The organism is Sphingopyxis sp., from assembly GCF_016704835.1.
Lineage (GTDB): Bacteria > Pseudomonadota > Alphaproteobacteria > Sphingomonadales > Sphingomonadaceae > Sphingopyxis.
Genome location: NZ_JADIZJ010000001.1, coordinates 1,361,998 through 1,382,702, shown reverse-complemented (window position 1 = coordinate 1,382,702; position 20,705 = coordinate 1,361,998). Strand labels below are relative to the sequence as shown.

Annotated in this window: 17 protein-coding genes and 1 pseudogene; 12 read left to right on the top strand and 6 right to left on the bottom strand. The window is 65.2% G+C overall.

Annotated features, from left to right (window positions below):
• The first annotated feature begins 8 nt into the window (after positions 1–8).
• From IPF76_RS06860 to IPF76_RS06840, 5 genes are all read left to right on the top strand, one after another.
• Positions 9–2,198 carry a TonB-dependent receptor gene (locus IPF76_RS06860; protein ID WP_293841344.1) on the top strand — a complete coding sequence of 730 codons (2,190 nt, stop codon included), beginning with the start codon at positions 9–11 and terminating at the stop codon, positions 2,196–2,198.
• Between the two features lie 2 nt (positions 2,199–2,200).
• Positions 2,201–3,289, top strand: a complete 1,089-nt coding sequence (locus tag IPF76_RS06855; protein WP_293841988.1) for a PepSY-associated TM helix domain-containing protein — start codon at positions 2,201–2,203, stop codon at positions 3,287–3,289.
• A 150-nt stretch (positions 3,290–3,439) separates the two neighbouring features.
• Positions 3,440–5,608: a primosomal protein N' gene (locus IPF76_RS06850; protein WP_293841341.1), complete on the top strand. Its 2,169-nt coding sequence runs from the start codon at positions 3,440–3,442 to the stop codon at positions 5,606–5,608.
• A 69-nt stretch (positions 5,609–5,677) separates the two neighbouring features.
• Positions 5,678–7,231 (top strand): hypothetical protein, encoded by a 1,554-nt coding sequence (locus IPF76_RS06845; protein WP_293841338.1) that lies wholly within the window; start codon positions 5,678–5,680, stop codon positions 7,229–7,231.
• A 53-nt stretch (positions 7,232–7,284) separates the two neighbouring features.
• A complete protein-coding gene (locus tag IPF76_RS06840; protein WP_293841335.1) occupies positions 7,285–8,874 on the top strand; it encodes a hypothetical protein in 1,590 nt (529 codons plus the stop codon).
• Between the two features lie 3 nt (positions 8,875–8,877).
• Here the strand turns inward: IPF76_RS06840 and IPF76_RS06835 are convergent, their stop codons facing one another.
• Genes IPF76_RS06835 through IPF76_RS06825 form a run of 3 tightly spaced genes read right to left on the bottom strand, consistent with a single transcriptional unit; the run spans position 8,878 to position 11,137 of the window.
• Positions 8,878–9,636, bottom strand: a complete 759-nt coding sequence (locus tag IPF76_RS06835; RefSeq protein WP_293841332.1) for an isocitrate lyase/phosphoenolpyruvate mutase family protein — start codon at positions 9,634–9,636, stop codon at positions 8,878–8,880.
• Positions 9,636–10,655: a bifunctional DNA-binding transcriptional regulator/O6-methylguanine-DNA methyltransferase Ada gene (ada, locus tag IPF76_RS06830; protein ID WP_293841986.1), complete on the bottom strand. Its 1,020-nt coding sequence runs from the start codon at positions 10,653–10,655 to the stop codon at positions 9,636–9,638. The genes IPF76_RS06835 and ada overlap by 1 nt, the downstream gene beginning before the upstream one ends.
• An 11-nt stretch (positions 10,656–10,666) precedes the next feature.
• The gene (locus IPF76_RS06825; RefSeq protein WP_293841329.1) at positions 10,667–11,137 is read right to left on the bottom strand and encodes a DUF1203 domain-containing protein; all 471 of its coding nucleotides are present in this window, start codon (positions 11,135–11,137) and stop codon (positions 10,667–10,669) included.
• A gap of 164 nt (positions 11,138–11,301) precedes the next feature.
• Between IPF76_RS06825 and IPF76_RS06820 the strand changes: the two genes are divergently transcribed.
• From IPF76_RS06820 to IPF76_RS06810, 3 genes and pseudogenes are all read left to right on the top strand, one after another.
• Entirely contained in the window at positions 11,302–12,123 is an 822-nt protein-coding gene (locus tag IPF76_RS06820; RefSeq protein WP_293841326.1) for a DUF2306 domain-containing protein, read from the top strand.
• Between the two features lie 40 nt (positions 12,124–12,163).
• Positions 12,164–12,730 (top strand): annotated as a pseudogene (locus tag IPF76_RS06815) (serine protease); the annotation flags it as partial.
• 97 nt (positions 12,731–12,827) lie between these two features.
• Entirely contained in the window at positions 12,828–13,712 is an 885-nt protein-coding gene (locus IPF76_RS06810; protein WP_293841323.1) for a hypothetical protein, read from the top strand.
• Here IPF76_RS06810 and IPF76_RS06805 read toward each other — a convergent pair.
• The 3 genes from IPF76_RS06805 to IPF76_RS06795 are packed head-to-tail and all read right to left on the bottom strand — an operon-like array spanning position 13,690 to position 15,753.
• Positions 13,690–14,247, bottom strand: coding sequence for a hypothetical protein (locus IPF76_RS06805; protein ID WP_293841320.1), 558 nt, complete (start codon positions 14,245–14,247; stop codon positions 13,690–13,692). The two genes, IPF76_RS06810 and IPF76_RS06805, sit on opposite strands and share 23 nt — an antisense overlap.
• Positions 14,248–14,305: 58 nt before the next feature.
• On the bottom strand, positions 14,306–15,088 hold the full coding sequence (locus IPF76_RS06800) for an alpha/beta hydrolase (protein WP_293841317.1): 783 nt from the start codon (positions 15,086–15,088) through the stop codon (positions 14,306–14,308).
• Complete coding sequence (locus IPF76_RS06795; protein WP_293841983.1) at positions 15,085–15,753, bottom strand: dienelactone hydrolase family protein; 669 nt, start codon at positions 15,751–15,753, stop codon at positions 15,085–15,087. Before IPF76_RS06795 ends, IPF76_RS06800 begins: the two co-directional genes overlap by 4 nt.
• A gap of 269 nt (positions 15,754–16,022) precedes the next feature.
• On the opposite strand from IPF76_RS06795, the gene IPF76_RS06790 reads away from it, so the two are divergent.
• The 4 genes from IPF76_RS06790 to atpD all read left to right on the top strand — a co-directional run bounded on the left by IPF76_RS06790 (position 16,023) and on the right by atpD (position 20,667).
• Positions 16,023–16,589: a F0F1 ATP synthase subunit delta gene (locus IPF76_RS06790; protein ID WP_293841314.1), complete on the top strand. Its 567-nt coding sequence runs from the start codon at positions 16,023–16,025 to the stop codon at positions 16,587–16,589.
• Positions 16,590–16,628: 39 nt separating this feature from the next.
• Complete coding sequence (atpA, locus tag IPF76_RS06785; protein ID WP_293841311.1) at positions 16,629–18,158, top strand: F0F1 ATP synthase subunit alpha; 1,530 nt, start codon at positions 16,629–16,631, stop codon at positions 18,156–18,158.
• Positions 18,159–18,228: 70 nt separating this feature from the next.
• Positions 18,229–19,104 (top strand): F0F1 ATP synthase subunit gamma, encoded by an 876-nt coding sequence (locus IPF76_RS06780; RefSeq protein ID WP_293841309.1) that lies wholly within the window; start codon positions 18,229–18,231, stop codon positions 19,102–19,104.
• Positions 19,105–19,128: 24 nt separating this feature from the next.
• The gene (atpD, locus tag IPF76_RS06775) at positions 19,129–20,667 is read left to right on the top strand and encodes a F0F1 ATP synthase subunit beta (RefSeq protein ID WP_293841307.1); all 1,539 of its coding nucleotides are present in this window, start codon (positions 19,129–19,131) and stop codon (positions 20,665–20,667) included.
• Positions 20,668–20,705 lie beyond the last annotated feature (38 nt).

Here is a 20,705-nt window from a genome sequence, read left to right as displayed (position 1 = left end):
AGTTAAGAATGATTCGCAAATTGCTCGTCGCCGCGCTGGCTTCCACCGCGCTGTCCGCCCCCGCCTTCGCGCAGGCCGACGGCGATTCAACGGCGAGCGACGACACGATCATCGTCACCGCCGCGCGCACGATCCTGCCGCCAAGCGCGCTGCCGCTGACGATCGACATCATCGGCAAAGAGGCGCTCGACCAGCAGGTCGCGCTCGCGGGATCGGTCACAGACGCGGTCGCCACTCTGACCCCCAGCTTTTCGCCGACGCGGCAGAAATTGTCGGGCGCGGGCGAGACGCTGCGCGGACGTTCGCCGCTCTATGCGATCAACGGCATCCCGCAATCGACCCCGCTGCGCGACGGCAGCCGCGACGGTTTCACCATCGACGGCTTTTTCGTCGACCGTGTCGAGCTGATCTTTGGCTCGAACGCGTTGCAGGGCATCGGCGGCACCGGCGGCATCGTCAACCAGGTCACCGTCGGCGCGCCGACCGAGGAAGGCATCAGCGGCCGCACATTGTTGCAGGGCACCGCCGACAATGATCTTTCCGAGGCGGGGATGGGCGGCAAGCTCGCGGGGCTGATCCAGTACAAGGCCGGCGCGTTCGACGCGACGGTGGGCGCCGCCTATGAAATCCGCGGCGTCTTTTCGGACGCGAAGGGCCGCCCGATCGGACTCAACCTGACGCAAGGCGAGACGCAGGATTCGAAAACCCTCTCGCTGTTCGGGCGCTTTGGCTACCAATTGTCGCCGAGCGCGCGCATCGACCTGATCGCGAGCCGCTTCGAGCTCAAGGGCGACGGCGACTATGTTGCGATTGCCGGCAGCCGCGCGCTCGGTATCCCGACCAGCGCGGGGCGCGGCAACCCGCCCGGCAAGTCGGCGCAGAACCGCACCGAAAGCGTCGCGCTATCGCTGACCGACACCGACCTCAGCGGCGGCAATCTGGTCAGCCAGATCTTCTTCAACCGCAGCCGCGACACCTTTGGCGGCGAAATCGCGACGCAGGCGGCGTTCCAGGACATCCGCATCGCGCCGATCGGGACGCTGTTCGACCAGTCGCAGAACCGTAGCCGCAAATTCGGCGGCAAGCTGAGCTACGAGCGCGGCCTCCCTGGCTTCGACGATCTGACGCTGACATTGGGCTTCGACGCCTTGTGGGACACCACCGAACAGCGGCTGATCGCGACCGGTCGGACCTGGGTGCCGCCGACCGATTTCCGCAGCCTCGCGCCCTTTGCGCAGGCCAACCTGAAGCTGTTCGACGGGCTGATCCGCGTCGCGGGCGGCGCGCGCTATGAAAATGTGAAGATCACGATCGACGATTACACCACGCTGGCGACGACCACAACGCCGCGCGGCGGGGTGTCGGTCGCGGGTGGGTCACCAACCTTTGACGATGTGCTACTCAACGGCGGCGTCATCATCGAGCCGATCGACGGCATCCGCGCTTACGCGAGCTATGCCGAGGGCTTCACCGTCCCCGACGTTGGGCGCATCACCCGCGCCATCGGCACCCCTGGGGTCGACATCGACACCTTCCTCGACATCTCGCCGATCGTTTCGAACAACCGCGAGATCGGTTTCGAGGTCAAGCGCGGCCCGCTCGACGCCAGCGCCTCTTATTTCTGGTCGTCGAGCGACAAGGGTCAGTTGCTGATCGCGCGCCCCGACCGCACCTTTGACGTCCAGCGGCTGCGCGTGGAAATTCAGGGGCTCGAGCTGAATCTCGGCGTCCAGACCCCGATCGACGGACTCAAGCTCAATGTCGGCTATGCGCATCTGATCGGCCGCTTCGACAGCGACGCGGTGCCGGACGGCAAGGTCGACAGCGACCTCGACGGCACCAACATTTCGCCCGATCGCCTGAACCTCGCGGCGAGCTACAACAGCGGCCCGTTTTCTGCACGCGTCCAGACACAGGTCTATTTCAAGCGCCGCTTCGACAGCAAGGCGCGCGCCGCCGACGATGCCAACCCGCTGCACCCGCTGAAGCTCAGCGACAATGATTTCGGCGGCTACACCCTGACCGATGCCCATGTGCGGTACCAGACCGGGATCGGCGGCATCAGCCTGTCGGTGCAGAATCTCTTCAACAAACAATATATCGATTATTCGAGCGACACCCGGCTGCCGACCGACCAGCTGTCCTATTTCGCCGGCCGCGGGCGCACCTTCACGCTGGGGTGGGATTACCGGTTCTGATGATGAAGCTGCTCGACACACTGCACCGCTGGACCGGGGGGCTGATTGGCCTCGTGCTCGCGCTGCTCGGCCTGTCGGGCGCGATCCTCGTTCATAAGGAAGCGTGGATCGGCTTGCCGCACGCGGGCGATGCGCAGATCACCGACCTCGCCACCGTTGCGGCGACGACCGAAAAGCTGATGGCGATGCCCGGCGATCCGCAAGGGATCATCTATGCCAGCAAGCGCCTCGGGCTGCACCAGATGCGGTTCGAGGAGGGCGCTGGGCTCTATGCGAACCAGTCGGGCGGGATCGTCACGCGTTGGGCGAGTCAGTGGGAGCGCCCGGAAATCTGGCTGTTCGATTTCCACCACCATCTGTTCACCGGCGACACCGGCGAATGGGTCATCGGGATCGCGGGACTGGCCGGGCTGTTCTTTGTCATCTCGGGGGTGATCCTGTGGTGGCGTACCCGCAAGACTTTCAAGCTGCGGCTGTGGCCAAAGCGGATGACCCGCTCCGCGATCGTCACGCAGCACCGCGACCTTGGCATCGTCGTCGCGCCATTACTGCTGCTGTCGGTCGTCAGCGGAACGATGATGATCTTTCGCCCCTTTGCCGCGATTATCGTCGCGCCGTTCGGCCCGGTTGCCGAGACTGCCAAGGCGCTCGAACCGCCAAAATATAAGGGCGGCCTACTCGCCGCCGATCCCGACTGGACCGCAATGCTGACCACCGCGCGGGCGCGTTTTCCCGATGCCGAGTTCCGCATCCTCAGCAAACCGCGCAAGCCCGGCGACCCGATCAGCCTGCGCATGAAACAGCCCGGCGAGTGGCTGCCCAACGGGCGCTCGACCTTGTGGTTCGATGCCGAGACCGGCAAAATGCTGGGCGCACGCGACGCGCTGGCGATGCCCGCCGGGGCGCAGGCGTTCAACATGGCCTATCCGCTCCACGCGGCCAAGGTAGGCGGGCTGCCCTATCGCCTGCTGATGTCCGCGTCGGGGCTGGTGCTGGCGTTACTGGGGAGCCTGACGGTGTGGACGTTCTGGTTTCGCCGGCCGAAACCGGCGAAGCAGGTGGTGAAGAAGGCGACGTTGGCCAAAGCTTGACACCCTCGTCACCCCGGACGTGATCCGGGGCCCATGCGACGCGTGCGGCAATGGATGCAGGATCAAGTCCCCGATGGCGAAGGGCGTTGGGGCAGGAACCATCCTCAGCGCTTTCCTATTTCACCGCGCAACCTATATCCTCCCCCACCCATGACCCGCGCCCGCGTTCTCCTGCTCACCGCCGCCCTCGGCCCGCTCGACTATCGTGTCCCGCAGTGCAGCGATGCGCCGCTCGGGAGCGTCGTCATTGCCCCGCTCGGGCCGCGGCGGATGGGCGGCGTGGTGTGGGAGGATGCGAGCTTTGGCGCGCCCGAGGCGGTCGGCGACAATCGCCTGCGCAATCTTTACGAAGTCGTCGCCGTCCCGCCGATCGCGGCGCCGCTGCGCCGTCTGGTCGAATGGACCAGCGACTATTATCTCGCCCCGCCGGGCTCGGTGCTGCGCATGGTGTTGCCCGGGGTTGCGTTTGCCGACGCGAAGCGCCCCATCGTCGAATATCGCGCCACCGGAGAATTGCCCGCCCGCATGACTCCGCAGCGCACGGTCGCCATCGAAAAGATCGGCGACCGGCAGGGGATGGTGCGCGAGCTTGCCGCGCTCGCCGAGGTCAGCGACGCGGTGATCCGCGGGCTCGTGAATACCGGGGCGCTCGAGGCCGTGACCGTATCCGCCGACGCACCCTACCCCCACCCTGATCCCGCCTTCGCCGCCCCCGACCTGTCGGACGAACAGCTCGCCGCCGCCGCGCAGCTGACCGATGCCGTCGCCGCCGAGAAATTCGAGACGCTGCTGCTCGACGGGGTCACCGGGTCGGGCAAGACCGAAGTCTACATGGAAGCGATCGCCGCCGCGATCGACGCGGGCAAGCAGGCGCTCGTTCTGCTGCCCGAAATCGCGCTGACCGAACCGATGCTGACGCGCTTCGCCGCGCGCTTCGGCTGTGAACCCGTCGCATGGCATAGCGGGCTGCGTTCGACCGAACGCCGCCGCGCCTGGCACGCTATCGCCAGCGGCGAGGCGAAGATCATCGTCGGCGCCCGCTCGGCCTTGTTCCTGCCCTACGCCCGGCTCGGCGTGATCGTCGTCGACGAAGCGCATGAAACGAGCTTTAAGCAGGAGGACGGCGTCCATTATCACGCGCGCGATGTCGCGGTGATGCGCGGGCATTTCGAGGGGCTGCCGGTGGTGCTGGCGAGCGCGACACCTGCGCTCGAAAGCCTCGCGATGGTCGAGGCGGGACGCTATCGCCACATCGTCCTTCCGGCACGCTTCGGCGGCGCGACCCTGCCCGATCTCACCGCGATCGACATGCGCAGCGACCCGCCCGACCGCGGCCGATGGCTTGCGCCGCCGCTGGTCGCTGCGCTCGCCGACCGCCTTGCAAAAGGCGAGCAGAGCCTGTTGTTCCTCAACCGCCGCGGCTTTGCGCCGCTGACTTTGTGCCGCACCTGCGGCCACCGCATCCAGTGCCCGAACTGCACCGCGTGGATGGTCGAGCACCGCCTCGTCCACCGCCTCGCCTGCCACCATTGCGGCCATGTCATGCCGCCGCCGCGGCTTTGCCCCGAATGCGAGGATGAGGATAGCCTAGTCGCGTGCGGCCCGGGCGTGGAGCGCGTCGCCGACGAGATTGCGCAGCGCTTTCCCGAGGCGCGCGTCGCGATCGTCACCTCTGACACATTGTGGTCGCCCGCCAAGGCAGCCGAATTCGTTGACAATGTCGAGGGCGGGCTGGTCGACATCATCATCGGGACGCAGCTCGTCACCAAGGGTTATCATTTCCCCAATCTCACCCTTGTTGGCGTCGTCGACGCCGACTTGGGGCTCGACGGCGGCGACCTCCGCGCGTCAGAGCGCACATTCCAGCAGATCGCGCAGGTCGCGGGCCGCGCGGGGCGCGGGGTAAAGCCCGGCGAGGTGCTGATCCAGACGCGCGTGCCCGGCGCCCCCGTGATGGCCGCGCTCGTGGCCAACGACCGCGATGGCTTTTACGCCGCCGAGGCCGCGGCGCGCAAACATGCGGGCGCGCCGCCCTACGGCCGCTTTGCCGCGCTCGTCATTTCGTCCGAAGACATCGAGGTCGCGCGCGGCGTCGCGCAGCGGCTGGGGGCGAAGGCGCCGGTGGCCGAAGGGCTCGCGGTCTATGGCCCCGCCCCCGCCCCGCTCGCGATGCTGCGCGGCCGCCACCGCTTTCGCCTGCTGCTTCACGCCCCGCGCAGTTTTGACCTGCAGGGGACGATCCGCGACTGGGTCGCCAGCATCGACTGGCCATCGAAGTCGCGGCTCGCGATCGACATTGATCCCTATAGTTTCGTCTGACCGCACAAGACTTTACACACCGGTTGCGGCTTGGCAGCATGACGGGGAACATGAAGTCCGGGGGGTCGCATGAAATTGGGCATGGTGAGGCGGGTGTTGGCGGCGATCGCGCTGTCTTTGTGCTGCACGGCCCAACCTGCCGCCGCGCGCTGGCTGCGCGCCGACACCAACAATTTCATCATTTACAGCGAAGGCGACGAAAAATCGCTGCGCCGCTTTGCCGAAAACCTCCAGCTTTTCGACGCAACGCTGCGCCATCGCTTTAATGTGCCGGGTGGCTTCGAACCTAATCGACTGACCATTTATCTGCTGCCGCGCGGCGTCGACGTGAACCGGCTGTCGGGCGGACGGCTGGGCCCGGGTACCGCCGGATTCTACAGCGTCACAACCGACGGCAGCTTTGCCGTATCGAACCGCGAGAACGACGGCGGGAATGGGCGCGGCACCCCCGCCTCGCAACAAATCTTGTTTCACGAATATAGCCATCATTTCATGAAGCGGTACATGCCGGCTGCGTTTCCGGCCTGGTTCATCGAAGGGTTCGCCGAATATCTGTCGACGGTCGATTTCGAAAAGGATGGCCGACCAGCGGTCGGCATGCCGGTCTATAGCCGCGCCTATGGCCTGATCGCCTTGCCGAAGATTCCCGCTGAACGGCTTTTGTCCGAGCGCCCGACCGCGATGAAGGACAGCGCGCAGCAGGACGCCTATTACGGGCGCGCCTGGCTGCTCACCCACATGCTATATTCGGATCCGGCGCGCGCGGGGCAATTGCTCGCCTATATGCAGGCGATCAACCGCGGCGACGATCCGGCGAAGGCCGCGCCGGCCGCCTTCGGCGACCTCGCAAAGCTCGACAAGGATCTCAACGCATATCTCAACCGGCGTCTCAACTACACGCTGCTGCACAAGGCGATGGTTGTCGAAGGGGAAATCAGCATATCACCGCTCTCGGCGGCCGAAGATGCGTTCATGCCGCTGCGACTGGCGCGACTGAGTTCTAGCGGCGAGCCAGAGCGTCTGGCCACGATCGCCGCGGATCTGCAGGAGCTGACAACGGTCCATCCGGGAGACCCCGGCGTCTGGTACGAACTGGCGGCGGCCGAATGGGACAAGGGCGACGAACATCGCAGCGTGCCGGCAACGCGCGCCGCGGTCGATAAGGCGCTGACATTGAAGTCCGACCATGTCCGCGCGAATGTCTTGCTAGGACGATTACTCGCCTCAGAAATGGACAAGAAAGGCGATTATAGCGAAGCATCCTGGCGCGCGGTGCGCAAACCGATTGCGCTAGCCAACCGCACCAACCCCGACGACCCGCTGCCCTTGTTCGAATTTTTCCAATCCTATGTCGATCAAGGCAAGCAACCGCCGACGATCGCGTTGCAGGGGCTGGCGCAGGCGTTCTCGCTGGAACCTGAAAATGTCACCATTCGCATGAACCACGCCTTTGCGCTGGCCAATACCGGCGATTTCGACGCGGCGACAAACTTGGCCAAGACGATCGCGTTCGATCCGCATGATCGCGGTAGCGGGCAGAATTTGCTCGACCAGATCGAAGCGATGCGCAAGCGCGGCGAGGACAGGTCGACGACCGACGCCGACGTCGCCACCCAGGACTGAAGCAGCAACTGTCGGCTCGATAGTTGGCCGACCGCGAAAAAGAAGGATTTGCAGTGACGCCGAAAATTGCCACGCGGGTTATTGCCACGATGATGACATTGGCCATGGCGTTGACCGCCACGACTTCGCGCGCCGAATGGTGGGAGGCGCGTACCAGCCATTTCATCATCTATTCCGAAACCAAGCGCGAAGATGCCGAAGGCTTTGCGCGTGATCTGGAACGCTTCGACAATGCGCTGCGCACGATGCAGAATATGCCGGTCCCCGGCCCCGACGTCGGCGACGCCAACCGGCTGAAAGTGTATCGCACCGGGGACACCGACCGGCTCGGCTATATCCTCAACGCATCGGGCGCCGGGATCGGCGGCATTTATTTCGGGCGGGCGGGCAATCCGACCTCTTTCGTGCCGGCGCGCGAGAAACGCTCGCTGTCGCGCGGCATCGACTCCAGCGGACCACAACTCGACATCCGCTCGACGCTGTTTCATGAATATACCCATCATTTCATGCTGACCAATTTCAGCACCGCCTATCCGCACTGGTACACCGAGGGCTTCGCTGAGTTATACAGCACGATCCGGTTCAATCCCGACGGCAGTTTTCACGTCGGTGACGTACCGCAGCATCGCGGCGAGATGCTCAAACAGCTGTCGGACACCAAGCTGACGCGGCTGCTGGACACCACGGTTAAGCTGAACGGGCTCGAATATTATCAGTCCTACAGCTTTGGCTGGCTGCTCGCGCATTATCTCAATTTCCACCCGGCGCGGAAGGGGCAAATCCAAACCTATTTGTCGGCGGTCAATCGCGGCGAGGATTCGCTCGCTGCCGCCAAAAATGCTTTCGGCGACCTCGACGCATTGCAACGCGAGGTGCGTCGATATAAGAGCGGCCCGTTCCTCGGTTACGACATCAAACCGGCCAATTATGTCGACCCGACGGTCACGATGCGCCGGATGACCGCCGCCGAAGAGGCGGTGATGCAAGCGCATATGCGATCGCTACGCGGCGTCACGCGGTCGCAGGCGAAGGACGTGGCAAGCGACGTGCGGGCCAAGGCGGCGCCATATCCCGACAGCCTGTTCGCCCAGCTGGCGCTAGCCGAGGCCGAGATCGACGCCCAGAATTTCGACGCCGCCGACGCCGCCGCGGATCGCGCAATCTCTATCGACGCCCAATCGCCGCTCGCGCATTATTGGAAGGCCATGGTGGCGATGGGCCGCGGCGAGAAGGACAAGTCTGCCTATGCCGCGGCGCGGCCGCATCTGGTGAAGGCACGGCGTCTCGACACCTATGACCCGCGCCCGGCGATCGCTTATTATCAATCCTTCTATGATGCGGGCGATGCGGTGCCCGAACCGGCGATCATAGCGCTGGAAGAGGTCTTCCCCAACGCCGCCTACGACGCCACCTACCGTCTGCTGCTTGGTCGCCAGCTGCTCGACGAGAAAAAGGGCGATATCGCGCGCAGCGTGCTGGCACCCATCGCCTTCGGGTCGCACAGCAGCGACGAGGAAAACCCGCTGCAGCCCGTCATCGCCGCGATCGACGCGAAAAATCTGGACGAAGCCCGCACCAAGATGGCCGAAATATTCAAGAAGGCGAAGGACGCGCGCGACGGCAAAGGGCTGCGCGCCGAGTGACCGTCAATAATCAGGTTCCGCGCCGCCCAGAACCTGTTCGGCCTGTGCCGTCAGCCACGCCATCGCCGCCGCCCACGGCTGATGCCCATGACTGATCCGCGCGACGCCGAGGTTCGCCAGTTCCTTGTGCGTCGGTCCGTCCTTGCCGCGCAGGATATTCACCGGCAGCGGCGAGGCGTCACAGATCGCGGCGATGCATTTGGGATCGAGCAGGAAGGGGACGAATAGCGACCCTGCCCCCGCGTCGGCATAGGCGCGCGCGCGTTCAAGCGTCGCGGCGACGAGCGCGTCACCATCGTGCGCAACATCGGCGCCGCGAAACGTGTCGCAGCGAGCGTTGACGAAGATGCCGGTGTCGCTCGCGGCACGGAAACGCGCGACGGCTACGGCAACGGGCAGCAGATCCGACTGGCCGGGCAACCGGTCCTCCATATTGATCCCCGCCGCACCTGCGTCCTTCGCGCGGGCGACCGACGCCCCGACCGCCTCCGGATCGGCGCCATAGCCTGATTCCATGTCAATGGTGACGGGCAGGTCGGTGACCGCCAGGATGCGCGCCAGATTTTCGAACACATCCTCGAGCGGAAAATCCTCGCCATCGGCGCGGCCCTGCGCACCCGCGACGCCGAAGCTGCCCGTCGCGATTGCTTTGGCGCCCGCCGCGGCGACGGCTATGGCGCTCCCCGCATCCCAGATGTTGACGAGGATCAGCGGATCGCCCGGGGCATGTAGCGCGCGAAATTCAGCAATCTTGTCGGACATCAAATACTCTCCCGCTTGAGCAATTCTTCCTTTATCGGCAGGCCGTAAGCATAGCCACCAAGCGATCCGTCGCTTCGCACCACCCGGTGGCAGGGGATCAGCACCGCGACATTGTTGGCGCCGTTGGCGCTGCCCGCCGCGCGCACCGCCTTGGGCTTGCCGACCGCCGCTGCAATATCGGCATAGCTGCGCGTCTCACCCGCGGGAATTTTCCGAAGTTCGCGCCACACCGCCTCCTGAAAGGCGGTGCCCTTCACGTCGAGCGGAATATGGTCGAAGCCCTGCGTCGGCGCCTCGACCGCGGCGATGACGTCTTTCAGCAACGCCGCAAATTCTTCGCCGCCCGCGACCAGCTCGGCCGCGGGAAACCGGTCTTTGAGCGCCTCGCGCCCTTCGGCAAACGACAGGCGGCACACACCCTTGTCGGTCGCGGCAACCAGCATATCGCCAAGGCTGGTCGGCACGACCGCCCAGTGGATCGTTGCACCCTTCCCGCCATTGACCCACGCCGATGCCGTCATGCCCATTCGTCCCTCCATATTGTCATAGAAACGCGACGGCCCCGAAAAGCCCGCGTCATAGATCGCGTCGGTCACCCGATTGCCCTCGCTCAGCGCCTGCCGCGCGCGCTCCTCGCGCAGCGCGCGGGCGTACGCGGCGGGCGACAAGCCGGTATGGCGGGTGAAGACGCGCTGGAAATGCGTCGGTGAATAGCCGGTCCGGCCCGCGAGATCGGCGAGCGCGAGCGGTTCCTCGCTCGCCTTGATCGCCTGGATCGCCGCAAGCACGGCGCCCTCGTCGCGCGCAACATCGTCGGGCAGGCAACGCTTGCACGGGCGCAGGCCCGCGCCGCGCGCCGCCGCGCCGTCGGCGAAGAAGCGAACATTTTCGCGCAACGGGTGGCGCGCGGCGCAGCTCGGCCGGCAATAGATGCCCGTCGTCAGCACTCCGGTGATAAACCGTCCGTCATACGCCTTGTCGCGGCGGATCGCGGCGGCCCAGCGCTCGTCATCGGTCATCAGGTCGCGGCTCACAGCACATCTCTTTCAATCCGCGCGGCGAAGCAGCCATGCGCGGCGTTGTGCGCATCGATATAGGCTATGCCCGCATCGGCGAACAGGTCGCGGATGGCGCCATCGGCCTCGCCCGGCCCCGCAAGCCGTGCGGTCTGCAGCATGCCCGCGGTATCGAAGGCGCGCAGCGCGATCGGTCGCTCCGCGAACACCGGCGGCAATTCGTCGCGGTAGCTTGCCGCATCGACCTCCGGCCGGACGTAAATGGCATAAGCGCTGCGGTACGGCGTTTCGACATCATGGCTGACATAGTGGAGCAGGATCAGTTCCTCGCCAGCCTTGGCATCCTCCAGACTGATCCGGCACGGAAAACCGCGATCGCTCGTCGCCGTCACGCGGCGCGCGTTCATCGCCGCAAGATCGGCGTCATCGAGCGCGAAGAGCGGCGCAAAGCGTTCGGGGCCGAGCCCGCGAATCGAATAGGTCATCACATCGTCCTTTCTGATTGTCGAACCCCAATGCCACGGCGCCCGTCGGACCGCGTCCCGATGCTTGCGTTCAAACCTGCGTTCATAGGTGTGTTACTGTATTATATCATTGACCCACCTAGTGGCGCGGCGCATGAAGACCGTTGGAAATGGGGAGTTGAGCCTTGGCCGCCACCGACGCATCGATCACCGCAGCAAGGCCCGCCCGCCGCACCGACTGGCTCGGCCGCGCCGCGACCTTCTGTTATCTGACCATCGCGGCAGGGCAGTTGCTGTTCGTCGCGTTCATCCTGCTCTATTATTATACGCGCACGCTGAGCGGCAATTTTGCGGGCTGGAACGACAAGCCGATCATCACCGGCTATGTGGCGGGCGACACCGCGGGCAATATCTTCTTTGCGGTCCACGTCCTGATGGCGGCGGCGATCACCTTTGGCGGGCTGATCCAGCTGGTCCCCGCGATCCGCACCTACTCGCCCGCGCTGCACCGCTGGAACGGACGGCTCTATGTGGTGAGCGCGCTGACCTTGGCGCTCGGGGGCTTGTGGATGACGTGGGGGCGCGGCACTTGGCTGGCGCTGGGCGGCGCAATCGGCATCACCCTCGACGCGATCCTGATCGTCGGTTTCGCCGCGCTCGCATGGCAGGCCGCCCGCCATCGCCAGTTCGTCGATCACCGCCGGTGGGCGATCCGTCTGTTCGCGGTCGCCAGCGCGGTATGGTTCATGCGCGTCGGCTATATGGCGTGGGGCCTCGCGACCGGCGGCGCCGGGATCGGCGAGGCGATGGACGGGCCGTTCGACCTCTTCCTCGCCTTCGCCAATTCGCTGCTCCCCCTCGCGATCGCCGAACTCTACCTGCGAACCGGCGCCAGCGGCACGCCAGCGGCGCGCAAAGGCGTCGCGGCGCTGCTGGTGGTTTGCGGCGTCATCATCCTCGCAGGCAGCGGCGGGGCGTGGATGATGATGTGGGGGCCGTACATCTAGCCCGCTTGCCTTCGCAGCCCGAGCGGTTAGGTTCCGCGCCATGACCCGCCTGCTGCCCCTGCTCCTCGCATTTTTTGCCCTCATCTCGCCCGCGCACGCCGCCGACGACATCAGCGCCGCGTCGCGCAGCGTTGTGCGCGTTGTCACCGTTGCGTTGGTCGACGGCGAAGTGGTCGGTTTCGGCCATGGCAGCGGCATCGCGATTTCGCCGACGCGCATCGTTACCAACGCGCATGTCGTCGAATCGGCCGTCAAATATCCGAACAATGTCGCGCTCGGCGTTGTCCCGTCGGAAGGGCAAAAAAGCTATGCCGCGAAACTGATCGCAATCGACACCGCGCGCGATCTGGCGCTGATCGAAATCACCGAGGCGCGGCTGCCCGCCGCCGCCATCTATACCGGTCCGCTCGAATCGGGCGCCGATATCGTCGCGCTCGGTTATCCAGGCAATGTCGACCTCGCGACCGCGCGCAGCGCCAATGACTATATCGTCCCGCGCACCCCGACGCGCAGCGAAGGCAATCTGTCGAACACCCAGGCGGTCGACGGCGTGGCAATGCTGATCCACACCGCCAAGATTTCGCGCGGCAACTCGGGCGGACCACTGGTCGATCAGTGCGGCCGCATCACCGGCATCAACACCGCGATCACCCGCGCCGACGATGGCGATTCGCCCTTTTGCATTCGCAATCGCGGGGCGCGAGTTGACGCGGTTTCTGACCGACGCGAACCAGCAATATGCCAGCGTTGGCACCCCCTGCCTGTCGCTCGCCGAAGCCGACGCGCGCGACCGCGCCGCCATGGATGCCGAATCGCGCGCCAGCGCCGAGGCCAATGCCGCGAAGGACGCCGCCGCGCAGCTCGACCGCGACCTGAAACAGGCGCGCGCCGAAGAGGAAGCGCTGGCATCGCGCGAGAACCGCATCGCGCTCGCCGGGGTATTGTTCGTGATCGGCGCGCTGGCAGCGGGGGCGGGGCTGCTTTTTTACAGCCAGCAGAATATGCGCAACGCCAAGATCGCGGGCGGCGCGGGCGCGGTGCTGATGCTAAGCGCCGCGGTGCTGTTCGTGACCCGCCCCGACGCGCACGCCGAGAGTGCGGCCGAGAGTGCGCCAACCCCCGCCGCATCCGCGCCCGAGCTTGCCAAGGGCAATTTCCTCTGCACGATCCGCACCGACCGCAGCCGCATCACCGTGTCGGCGACCACCGACGTCCCGGTGACAATCGGCGCTGGCGGCTGCGTCAACGACCGCACCCAATATACCCAGGGCGCCGACGACCGCTGGCAGCGCATCCTGGTTCCGAACGAGGAAGCGACGGTCACTGTCGCGTCGATCGATTCGACGGGGCGCGATTATCGCGTCGACCGCTATCTGCTCGACGCCGAGGCAATGACCAAGGCGCGCGAAATCCGCGCCGGGGTGACGGTCAAGGGTTGCACCGCCAATCCCGACGCGCTCGCCGGCCTCGCGGCGCAACAGGACGCGATCCGCAGCGCGCTGCCCGCCAGCCCGAACGAACGCTTGGTCTATCGCTGCCAGCCCGCGGCGGGCAGTGCGGCTGCGGTCAAACCGGCGGCCGCGCCTTGAGCCGATAGCCCGCGCCGGGGCTGATCCAGATATATTGGCTCATCATCTCGCCGGCGAATTCGCCGTCGACGGTGCCGACCTCAATCTGCATCGCATTGTCGGGCCGTGCATAGGCATAGGCGCAGGTCTTGCGGTTCCACAGCGCCCCGACGAGCGTATCGCGGTAAAGGATCGTGTAGCGCTTGTCGCTGATTGGCGCATGCGGGGCACGGCTGCCAACGATGCGAAACCCTGCCATATAGGCGTCGTTGACGACCCCGCAGATTGCATCGCCCTCGCGCGTCACCGTCATCCGCAGCTCGGCGGCTAGCGCCGGGCTGTCGCTGAGCGCGGTGAGTTGGCGCACCTGCACCCGGCCATCGACGCCCGCGCTGAGCCAGGTCATGATCCGGCAGGTGCGCGCTGCAGTGTCGGGCTCGTGGCACTGGATCTGGCCCGCCCGCGCGGGGGCCAGCTGGTCGCGCACCGGCTTGTATGCCGGATCGAGGTCAAATGTGGTTCCAGACATCAGCATTAGGGCAAAAGCGATCGACATCCTGCTCTCCTCAAACGCAATCATCGCGCAAAGAGGTTGCAAGAGGGTTAGAGCCCGATCAGGGTAGCTCGGAGACCCAGCCCGTGAGGACCGCCTGCGCCGCGGCGGTATAGGCCAGCTCATGCCCAACGCCCGCGACCAAGGCCACCGTCGCATCGGGTCGAGCGCGCCGCAACCGCGCCAAATTGATGGGCTTCACCAGCGTATCGGCGTCGCCGTGCATCAGGAAAACCGGCGCCTTTACCCGCGCCAGCTTGCCTATATTGTCAAACCGGTCGCGCACCAGCCAGCGCGGAGCCAGCGGCAGCTGTTCACCCACTACGTCGGGCAGGCTGGAAAATCCTGAAACGAGGATCAGCGCCGCAACGTCGTGGCGCCACGCCATTTCGGTCGCCGGACCCGATCCGATCGAATTGCCAACGACGATGATGTCCCGCACCGCAACGCCCTCTGCTGCAAGCCAGCGCATCGCCGCGTTGCCATCGCGGTACAGCCCAGCCTCCCCCGGCGACCCCGGGTTGCCGCCATAGCCTCGATATTCGACGAGCAGCAGCCCGTTGCCGGTCGCCGCGAACCCGCGCGTCGCCTCGATCGCGCCCAGCAGATTGTCGCCATTGCCGTGAAAGAAAAGGATGATGCGCCGATCCGGCTGCGCGGCGCGGTAGAAGGCAGCGAGCCGCAGCCCGTCGTTTGTCTGCGGGTGGACAAGTCGGAAACCCGGCGGGGGCGCCTGCGGATATTGTGCGGGCGCGGGAAAGATCAGCCGTCGCTGCTGGGTGTAGAGCAGCGCCGCCGCCGCGACGAGAACGAGGAAGAACAGGCCAAGCTTGGCGAAGCTCACCCCCCGCAAGCCTTGAACAGCATCAAGGTTCTGTCGCGCGCCAGCTCGGCGCTCGGTTCGTGATAATCCTTGCGGCGGTCGCTGTTGAAACCATGCCCCGCCTCATAGATGAAGATCTGCGCGGTCGGATGCTCCTGCGCGATCAGCGCCTCGACCCCTTCCATGGGGATGCCGCCATCGAAGCGGCCGAAATGGGCGATTGCGGCGCTGCGCGGCGCCTCGTCCTTGAACATTGTCGGCACCAGGCTGCCATAATAGGCGCTCGCCGCGGCGACATCGGGGCTGATCTGCGCCATCCGCCACGCAACCGAGCCGCCGTAACAAAAGCCGGTGATGAATACCGGACCCTTCTCCTTCAGCGCGTCGATACACGTCTGCGCATCCTTCAGGCTCAGCTCGAACGGGTGCAGCTCGCGCGCCAGCTGCACCGCAAGCTTGAACTGCGGCCCCGAATAATCGCTCTCGAACCCCGGATGCTCGCGGTCGAACAGCGCCGGCGACATCACCTCATAGCCGTCAGCGGCATATTCGTCGCACAGCTCGCGAATATGGTCGGTGACCCCGAAAATTTCCTGCACCAGCACCAGCCCGCCGCGCCGCTCGCCCGTCGGCTGGACATAATAGACCGCAATTTCGGCGCCATCGTCCATCGTCATCCGGATCATCTCGCCCACAGGCTTTACCCCTCTTCCGTTCGCGCTGAGCTTGTCGAAGCGCAGCCCAGCTTGCGCGCCTTTTGGAGAAAGAGTGGCCCTTCGACAAGCTCAGGGCAAACGGCTTTGGGGACGGACTCGGATTCACCCCACCCCCGCCTTGCATTGCAGCAAAATCGTTGCTAGGCGCGCCGCGACTTCGCTGCGGGGGATATTTCCGAATATCCGCTGAAACCCGCGCGGCCCATCCCCCACGGGATCGTAGCAAAGGACTTTCACGCGTGGAGAATTCCGGCGGCATTCAAGGCAACATCACGGCGGGCCTCGCGGGCCGCTATGCGGTCGCTTTGTTCGATCTGGCGCGCGAATCGAACGCGATCGACGCGGTCGCCAGGAGCCTCAGCGACCTGCGCGCGGGCCTCGCCGAATCGGCCGACCTGTCCGCGCTGATCGCCAGCCCGGTCGTTGGCCGCACCGACGCCGCCAACGCCGTCGGCGCGGTGGCCAAGGCGATGAAGCTCGATTCGCTGACCGCCAAATTCCTCGGCGTGCTCGCCGAGAATCGCCGCCTCGCTGACCTGCCCAAGATGATCGACGCGTTCGACGCGATTGTCGCCGATCATCGCGGCGAGGTGACCGCCAAGGTTACCAGCGCGCACCCGCTCTCCGCCGAGCAGCTCAAGGAGCTGACCGCGAACCTCAAATCCCGTGTCGGGCGCGACGTTTCGGTCGCGACGACCGTCGATCCCGCCATCCTCGGCGGCCTCGTCGTCCAGCTGGGCAGCCAGCTGATCGACGGCAGCATCCGTACCCGTCTCAATAGTTTCGCCCAGGCGATGAAGGGCTGAAAGCCCGTACGCCCAAATGCCCCGATGAAAGGCTAAACAATGGAAATCCGCGCCGCTGAAATCAGCAAGGTCATCAAGGACCAGATCGCCAATTTCGGCACCGACGCCACGGTCAGCGAAATCGGTCAGGTGCTGTCGGTCGGCGACGGCATCGCCCGCGTCCACGGCCTCGACAATGTCCAGGCCGGTGAAATGGTCGAATTCGCCAATGGCGTGCAGGGCATGGCCCTCAACCTCGAAGCCGACAACGTCGGCATCGTGATCTTCGGCAGCGACGCCGAGATCAAGGAAGGCGACCAGGTCAAGCGCACCGGCACGATCGTCGACGTCCCCGTCGGCAAGGGCCTGCTCGGCCGCGTCGTCGATGGCCTTGGCAATCCGATCGATGGCAAGGGCCCGATCAAGGCCGACAAGCGCATGCGCGTCGAAGTGAAGGCGCCGGGCATCATCCCGCGCACCTCGGTTCACGAACCCGTCCAGACCGGCCTCAAGGCGCTCGACGCGCTCGTCCCCGTCGGCCGCGGTCAGCGCGAGCTGATCATCGGCGATCGCCAGACCGGCAAGACCGCGGTCGCGATCGACACCTTCATCAACCAGAAGGCGGCGAACGCGGGCGATGATGAGAGCAAGAAGCTCTATTGCATCTATGTCGCGGTCGGCCAGAAGCGCTCGACCGTCGCGCAGATCGTCCGCCAGCTCGAAGAAAATGGCGCGATGGAATATTCGATCGTCGTCGCTGCGACTGCGTCGGAACCCGCACCGCTGCAGTTCCTCGCGCCCTATACCGGCTGCACGATGGGCGAGTTTTTCCGCGACAACGGCATGCACGCCGTGATCGTTTATGACGATCTGTCGAAGCAGGCTGTCGCCTATCGCCAGATGTCGCTGCTGCTGCGCCGCCCGCCCGGCCGCGAAGCCTATCCCGGCGACGTTTTCTATCTGCACAGCCGCCTGCTCGAGCGCGCCGCGAAGATGAACAGCGACAATGGTTCGGGTTCGCTCACCGCGCTGCCGATCATCGAAACGCAGGCGGGCGACGTTTCGGCGTACATCCCGACCAACGTGATTTCGATCACCGACGGCCAGATCTTCCTCGAAACCGGCCTGTTCAACGCCGGCATCCGTCCGGCGATCAATGTCGGCCTGTCGGTGAGCCGCGTCGGTTCGGCCGCGCAGACCAAGGCAATGAAGAAGGTGTCGGGCTCGATCAAGCTCGAGCTCGCGCAGTATCGCGAAATGGAAGCCTTCGCCCAGTTCGGTTCGGACCTTGATGCGTCAACGCAAAAGCTGCTCAACCGCGGCGCGCGCCTGACCCAGCTGCTCAAGCAGGCGCAGTTCCAGCCGATGCCGTTCGAAGAACAGACCGCGTCGATCTTTGCCGGCACCAACGGCTTCCTCGACAATGTCGCGACCACCGACGTCAACCGCTACGAACAGGCGATGCTCGCCTATCTGCGCAGCGATCACGCCGATGTGCTGAAGACGATCCGCGACACCAAGGATCTGGGCGACGACGCCAAAAAGGGTCTCGTTGCGGCGCTCGAAGCGTTCGGCAAGATTTTCGCTTAAACCTGTTCCCCGGCGCAAGCCGGGGCCCACAGAGATCCCGGCTTGCGCCGGGACACAAGGATAGGGCTTCATGGCCAGTCTGAAGGAACTCAAAGGGCGGATCGGCTCGGTCAAATCGACCCAGAAGATCACCAAGGCCAAGAAAATGGTCGCAGCCGCCAAGCTGCGCCGCGCGCAGGCGGCCGCCGAAGCCGCGCGTCCCTATGCGACGCGCCTCGAAGGCGTCGTCGCCAGCCTGGCATCGAAGGTCGGCGGGTCCGATTCGGCGCCGCAACTGCTCGCCGGTACCGGCAAGAGCGACACGCATCTGCTCGTCGTGCTCAACAGCGACCGCGGCCTCGCGGGTGCGTTTAACTCGAACATCGTCCGCGCCGCGCGTGACAAGGCGCTCGCGCTGCAAGCTGAGGGCAAGAAGGTTCTCTTCTACCTTGTCGGCCGCAAGGGGCGCCCGGTCATCGCGCGCCTGTTCGCGGGCCAGATCGTCGAGCAGTATGAAACGACCGGCATCCGCGACATCGGGTTCGAGCAGGCGCGCGACATCGCCGCCAAGGTGATGGAGATGTACGAAGCCGGCGCGTTCGACGTCGCGCATCTCTTCTATTCGAAGTTCCGCTCGGCGTTGCTCCAGGAAGCGACCGGCCAGCAGCTGATACCCGTTCCTGCCCCGGTCGATGTTCCGGCATCGAGCGGCGCCGCAGTCGAATATGAACCCGACGAGGAAGCGATCCTCGCCGACCTGTTGCCGCGCAACATCACAATCCAGATCTTCAAGGGCCTGCTGGAAAACGCCGCATCCGAACAGGGTGCGTCGATGACCGCGATGGACAATGCGACGCGCAACGCAGGCGACCTGATCAACAAGCTGACCATCATTTACAACCGCACGCGTCAGGCGGCGATCACCACCGAGCTTATCGAAATTATCGCTGGCGCCGAAGCGCTGTAACCGATCAACCCGAGGAAGAAGATAATGGCCACCGCACCCGCCCCTGAAAAGAAGGCACCCGCCAAGAAAGCCGCCGCACCCAAGGCAGCTGCGCCGAAGAAGGCCGCAGCGCCCAAGGCCGCCAGCACCAGCATCGCCACTGGCCGCATCGCGCAGGTCATCGGCGCCGTCGTCGACGTCCAGTTCACCGGCACCCTGCCCGCGATTCTGAACGCGCTGGAAACCGACAACAACGGCAACCGCCTCGTTCTCGAAGTCGCGCAGCACCTCGGTGAAAATACCGTCCGTACCATCGCGATGGACGCGACCGACGGCCTGACCCGCGGTCAGCCGGTTCGCGACACCGGCGCGCAGATTTCGGTGCCGGTCGGCCCGCAGACGCTCGGCCGCATCCTCAATGTCATCGGTGAGCCGATCGACGAACGCGGCCCCGTCGTCACCGACCTCCGCTCGCCGATCCATGCCAAGGCTCCTGAATTTGTCGACCAGTCGACCGAATCGAGCATTCTCGTCACCGGCATCAAGGTCATCGACCTGATCGCGCCATATGCTAAGGGCGGCAAGATCGGCCTGTTCGGCGGCGCCGGCGTCGGCAAGACCGTTCTCATTCAGGAACTGATCAACAACATCGCCAAGGGCCATGGCGGCACCTCGGTGTTCGCGGGCGTCGGTGAACGCACCCGCGAAGGCAACGATCTCTACCACGAATTCCTCGACGCCGGCGTCATCGCCAAGGACGCCGATGGCAACCCGACCCCCGAGGGTTCGAAGGTGGCACTGGTGTTCGGCCAGATGAACGAGCCCCCGGGCGCCCGCGCCCGCGTCGCGCTGTCGGGTCTGACTATCGCCGAATATTTCCGCGACGTCGAAGGCCAGGACGTGCTGTTCTTCGTCGACAATATCTTCCGCTTTACCCAGGCGGGTTCGGAAGTGTCGGCGCTGCTCGGCCGTATTCCCTCGGCCGTGGGTTACCAGCCGACGCTGTCGACCGACATGGGGGCGCTGCAGGAACGCATCACCTCGACCAACAAGGGCTCGATCACCTCGGTGCAGGCCATTTACGTCCCCGCGGATGACTTGACCGACCCGGCGCCTGCTACGTCGTTTGCCCACTTGGATGCGACCACCACACTGAACCGCGCGATTTCGGAACTCGGCATCTATCCGGCGGTGGATCCGCTCGATTCGACCAGCCGCGTGCTGACCGCCGCGATCGTCGGGCAGGAGCATTATGAAACCGCCCGCCGCGTTCAGGAAACGCTGCAGAAGTACAAGTCGCTGCAGGACATCATCGCCATTCTTGGCATGGACGAGTTGAGCGAAGAAGATAAGCTGGTCGTCGCCCGCGCGCGCAAGATCCAGCGCTTCCTGTCGCAGCCGTTCCACGTCGCCGAAGTCTTCACCAACATCCCCGGCAAGTTCGTGGCGATCGAAGACACGGTGAAGTCGTTCAAGGCGGTGGTCGATGGCGAATATGATCATCTGCCCGAAGCGGCCTTCTACATGGTCGGCGGCATCGACGAAGCGGTCGCCAAGGCCGCGAAGCTCGCCGAAGACGCGTAACAAACCTACACCCCTCCCCAGTCGGGAGGGGTTTAAGG

Coding starts and splice junctions, on each gene's coding strand:
- IPF76_RS06860 (WP_293841344.1), top strand. CDS start 9: ATGATTCGCAAATTGCTCGTCGCCGCGCTGGCTTCCACCGCGCTGTCC.
- IPF76_RS06855 (WP_293841988.1), top strand. CDS start 2,201: ATGAAGCTGCTCGACACACTGCACCGCTGGACCGGGGGGCTGATTGGC.
- IPF76_RS06850 (WP_293841341.1), top strand. CDS start 3,440: ATGACCCGCGCCCGCGTTCTCCTGCTCACCGCCGCCCTCGGCCCGCTC.
- IPF76_RS06845 (WP_293841338.1), top strand. CDS start 5,678: ATGAAATTGGGCATGGTGAGGCGGGTGTTGGCGGCGATCGCGCTGTCT.
- IPF76_RS06835 (WP_293841332.1), bottom strand. CDS start 9,636: ATGTCCGACAAGATTGCTGAATTTCGCGCGCTACATGCCCCGGGCGAT.
- ada (WP_293841986.1), bottom strand. CDS start 10,655: ATGACCGATGACGAGCGCTGGGCCGCCGCGATCCGCCGCGACAAGGCG.
- IPF76_RS06825 (WP_293841329.1), bottom strand. CDS start 11,137: ATGACCTATTCGATTCGCGGGCTCGGCCCCGAACGCTTTGCGCCGCTC.
- IPF76_RS06805 (WP_293841320.1), bottom strand. CDS start 14,247: ATGTCGATCGCTTTTGCCCTAATGCTGATGTCTGGAACCACATTTGAC.
- IPF76_RS06795 (WP_293841983.1), bottom strand. CDS start 15,753: ATGATCCGGATGACGATGGACGATGGCGCCGAAATTGCGGTCTATTAT.
- atpA (WP_293841311.1), top strand. CDS start 16,629: ATGGAAATCCGCGCCGCTGAAATCAGCAAGGTCATCAAGGACCAGATC.
- IPF76_RS06780 (WP_293841309.1), top strand. CDS start 18,229: ATGGCCAGTCTGAAGGAACTCAAAGGGCGGATCGGCTCGGTCAAATCG.
- atpD (WP_293841307.1), top strand. CDS start 19,129: ATGGCCACCGCACCCGCCCCTGAAAAGAAGGCACCCGCCAAGAAAGCC.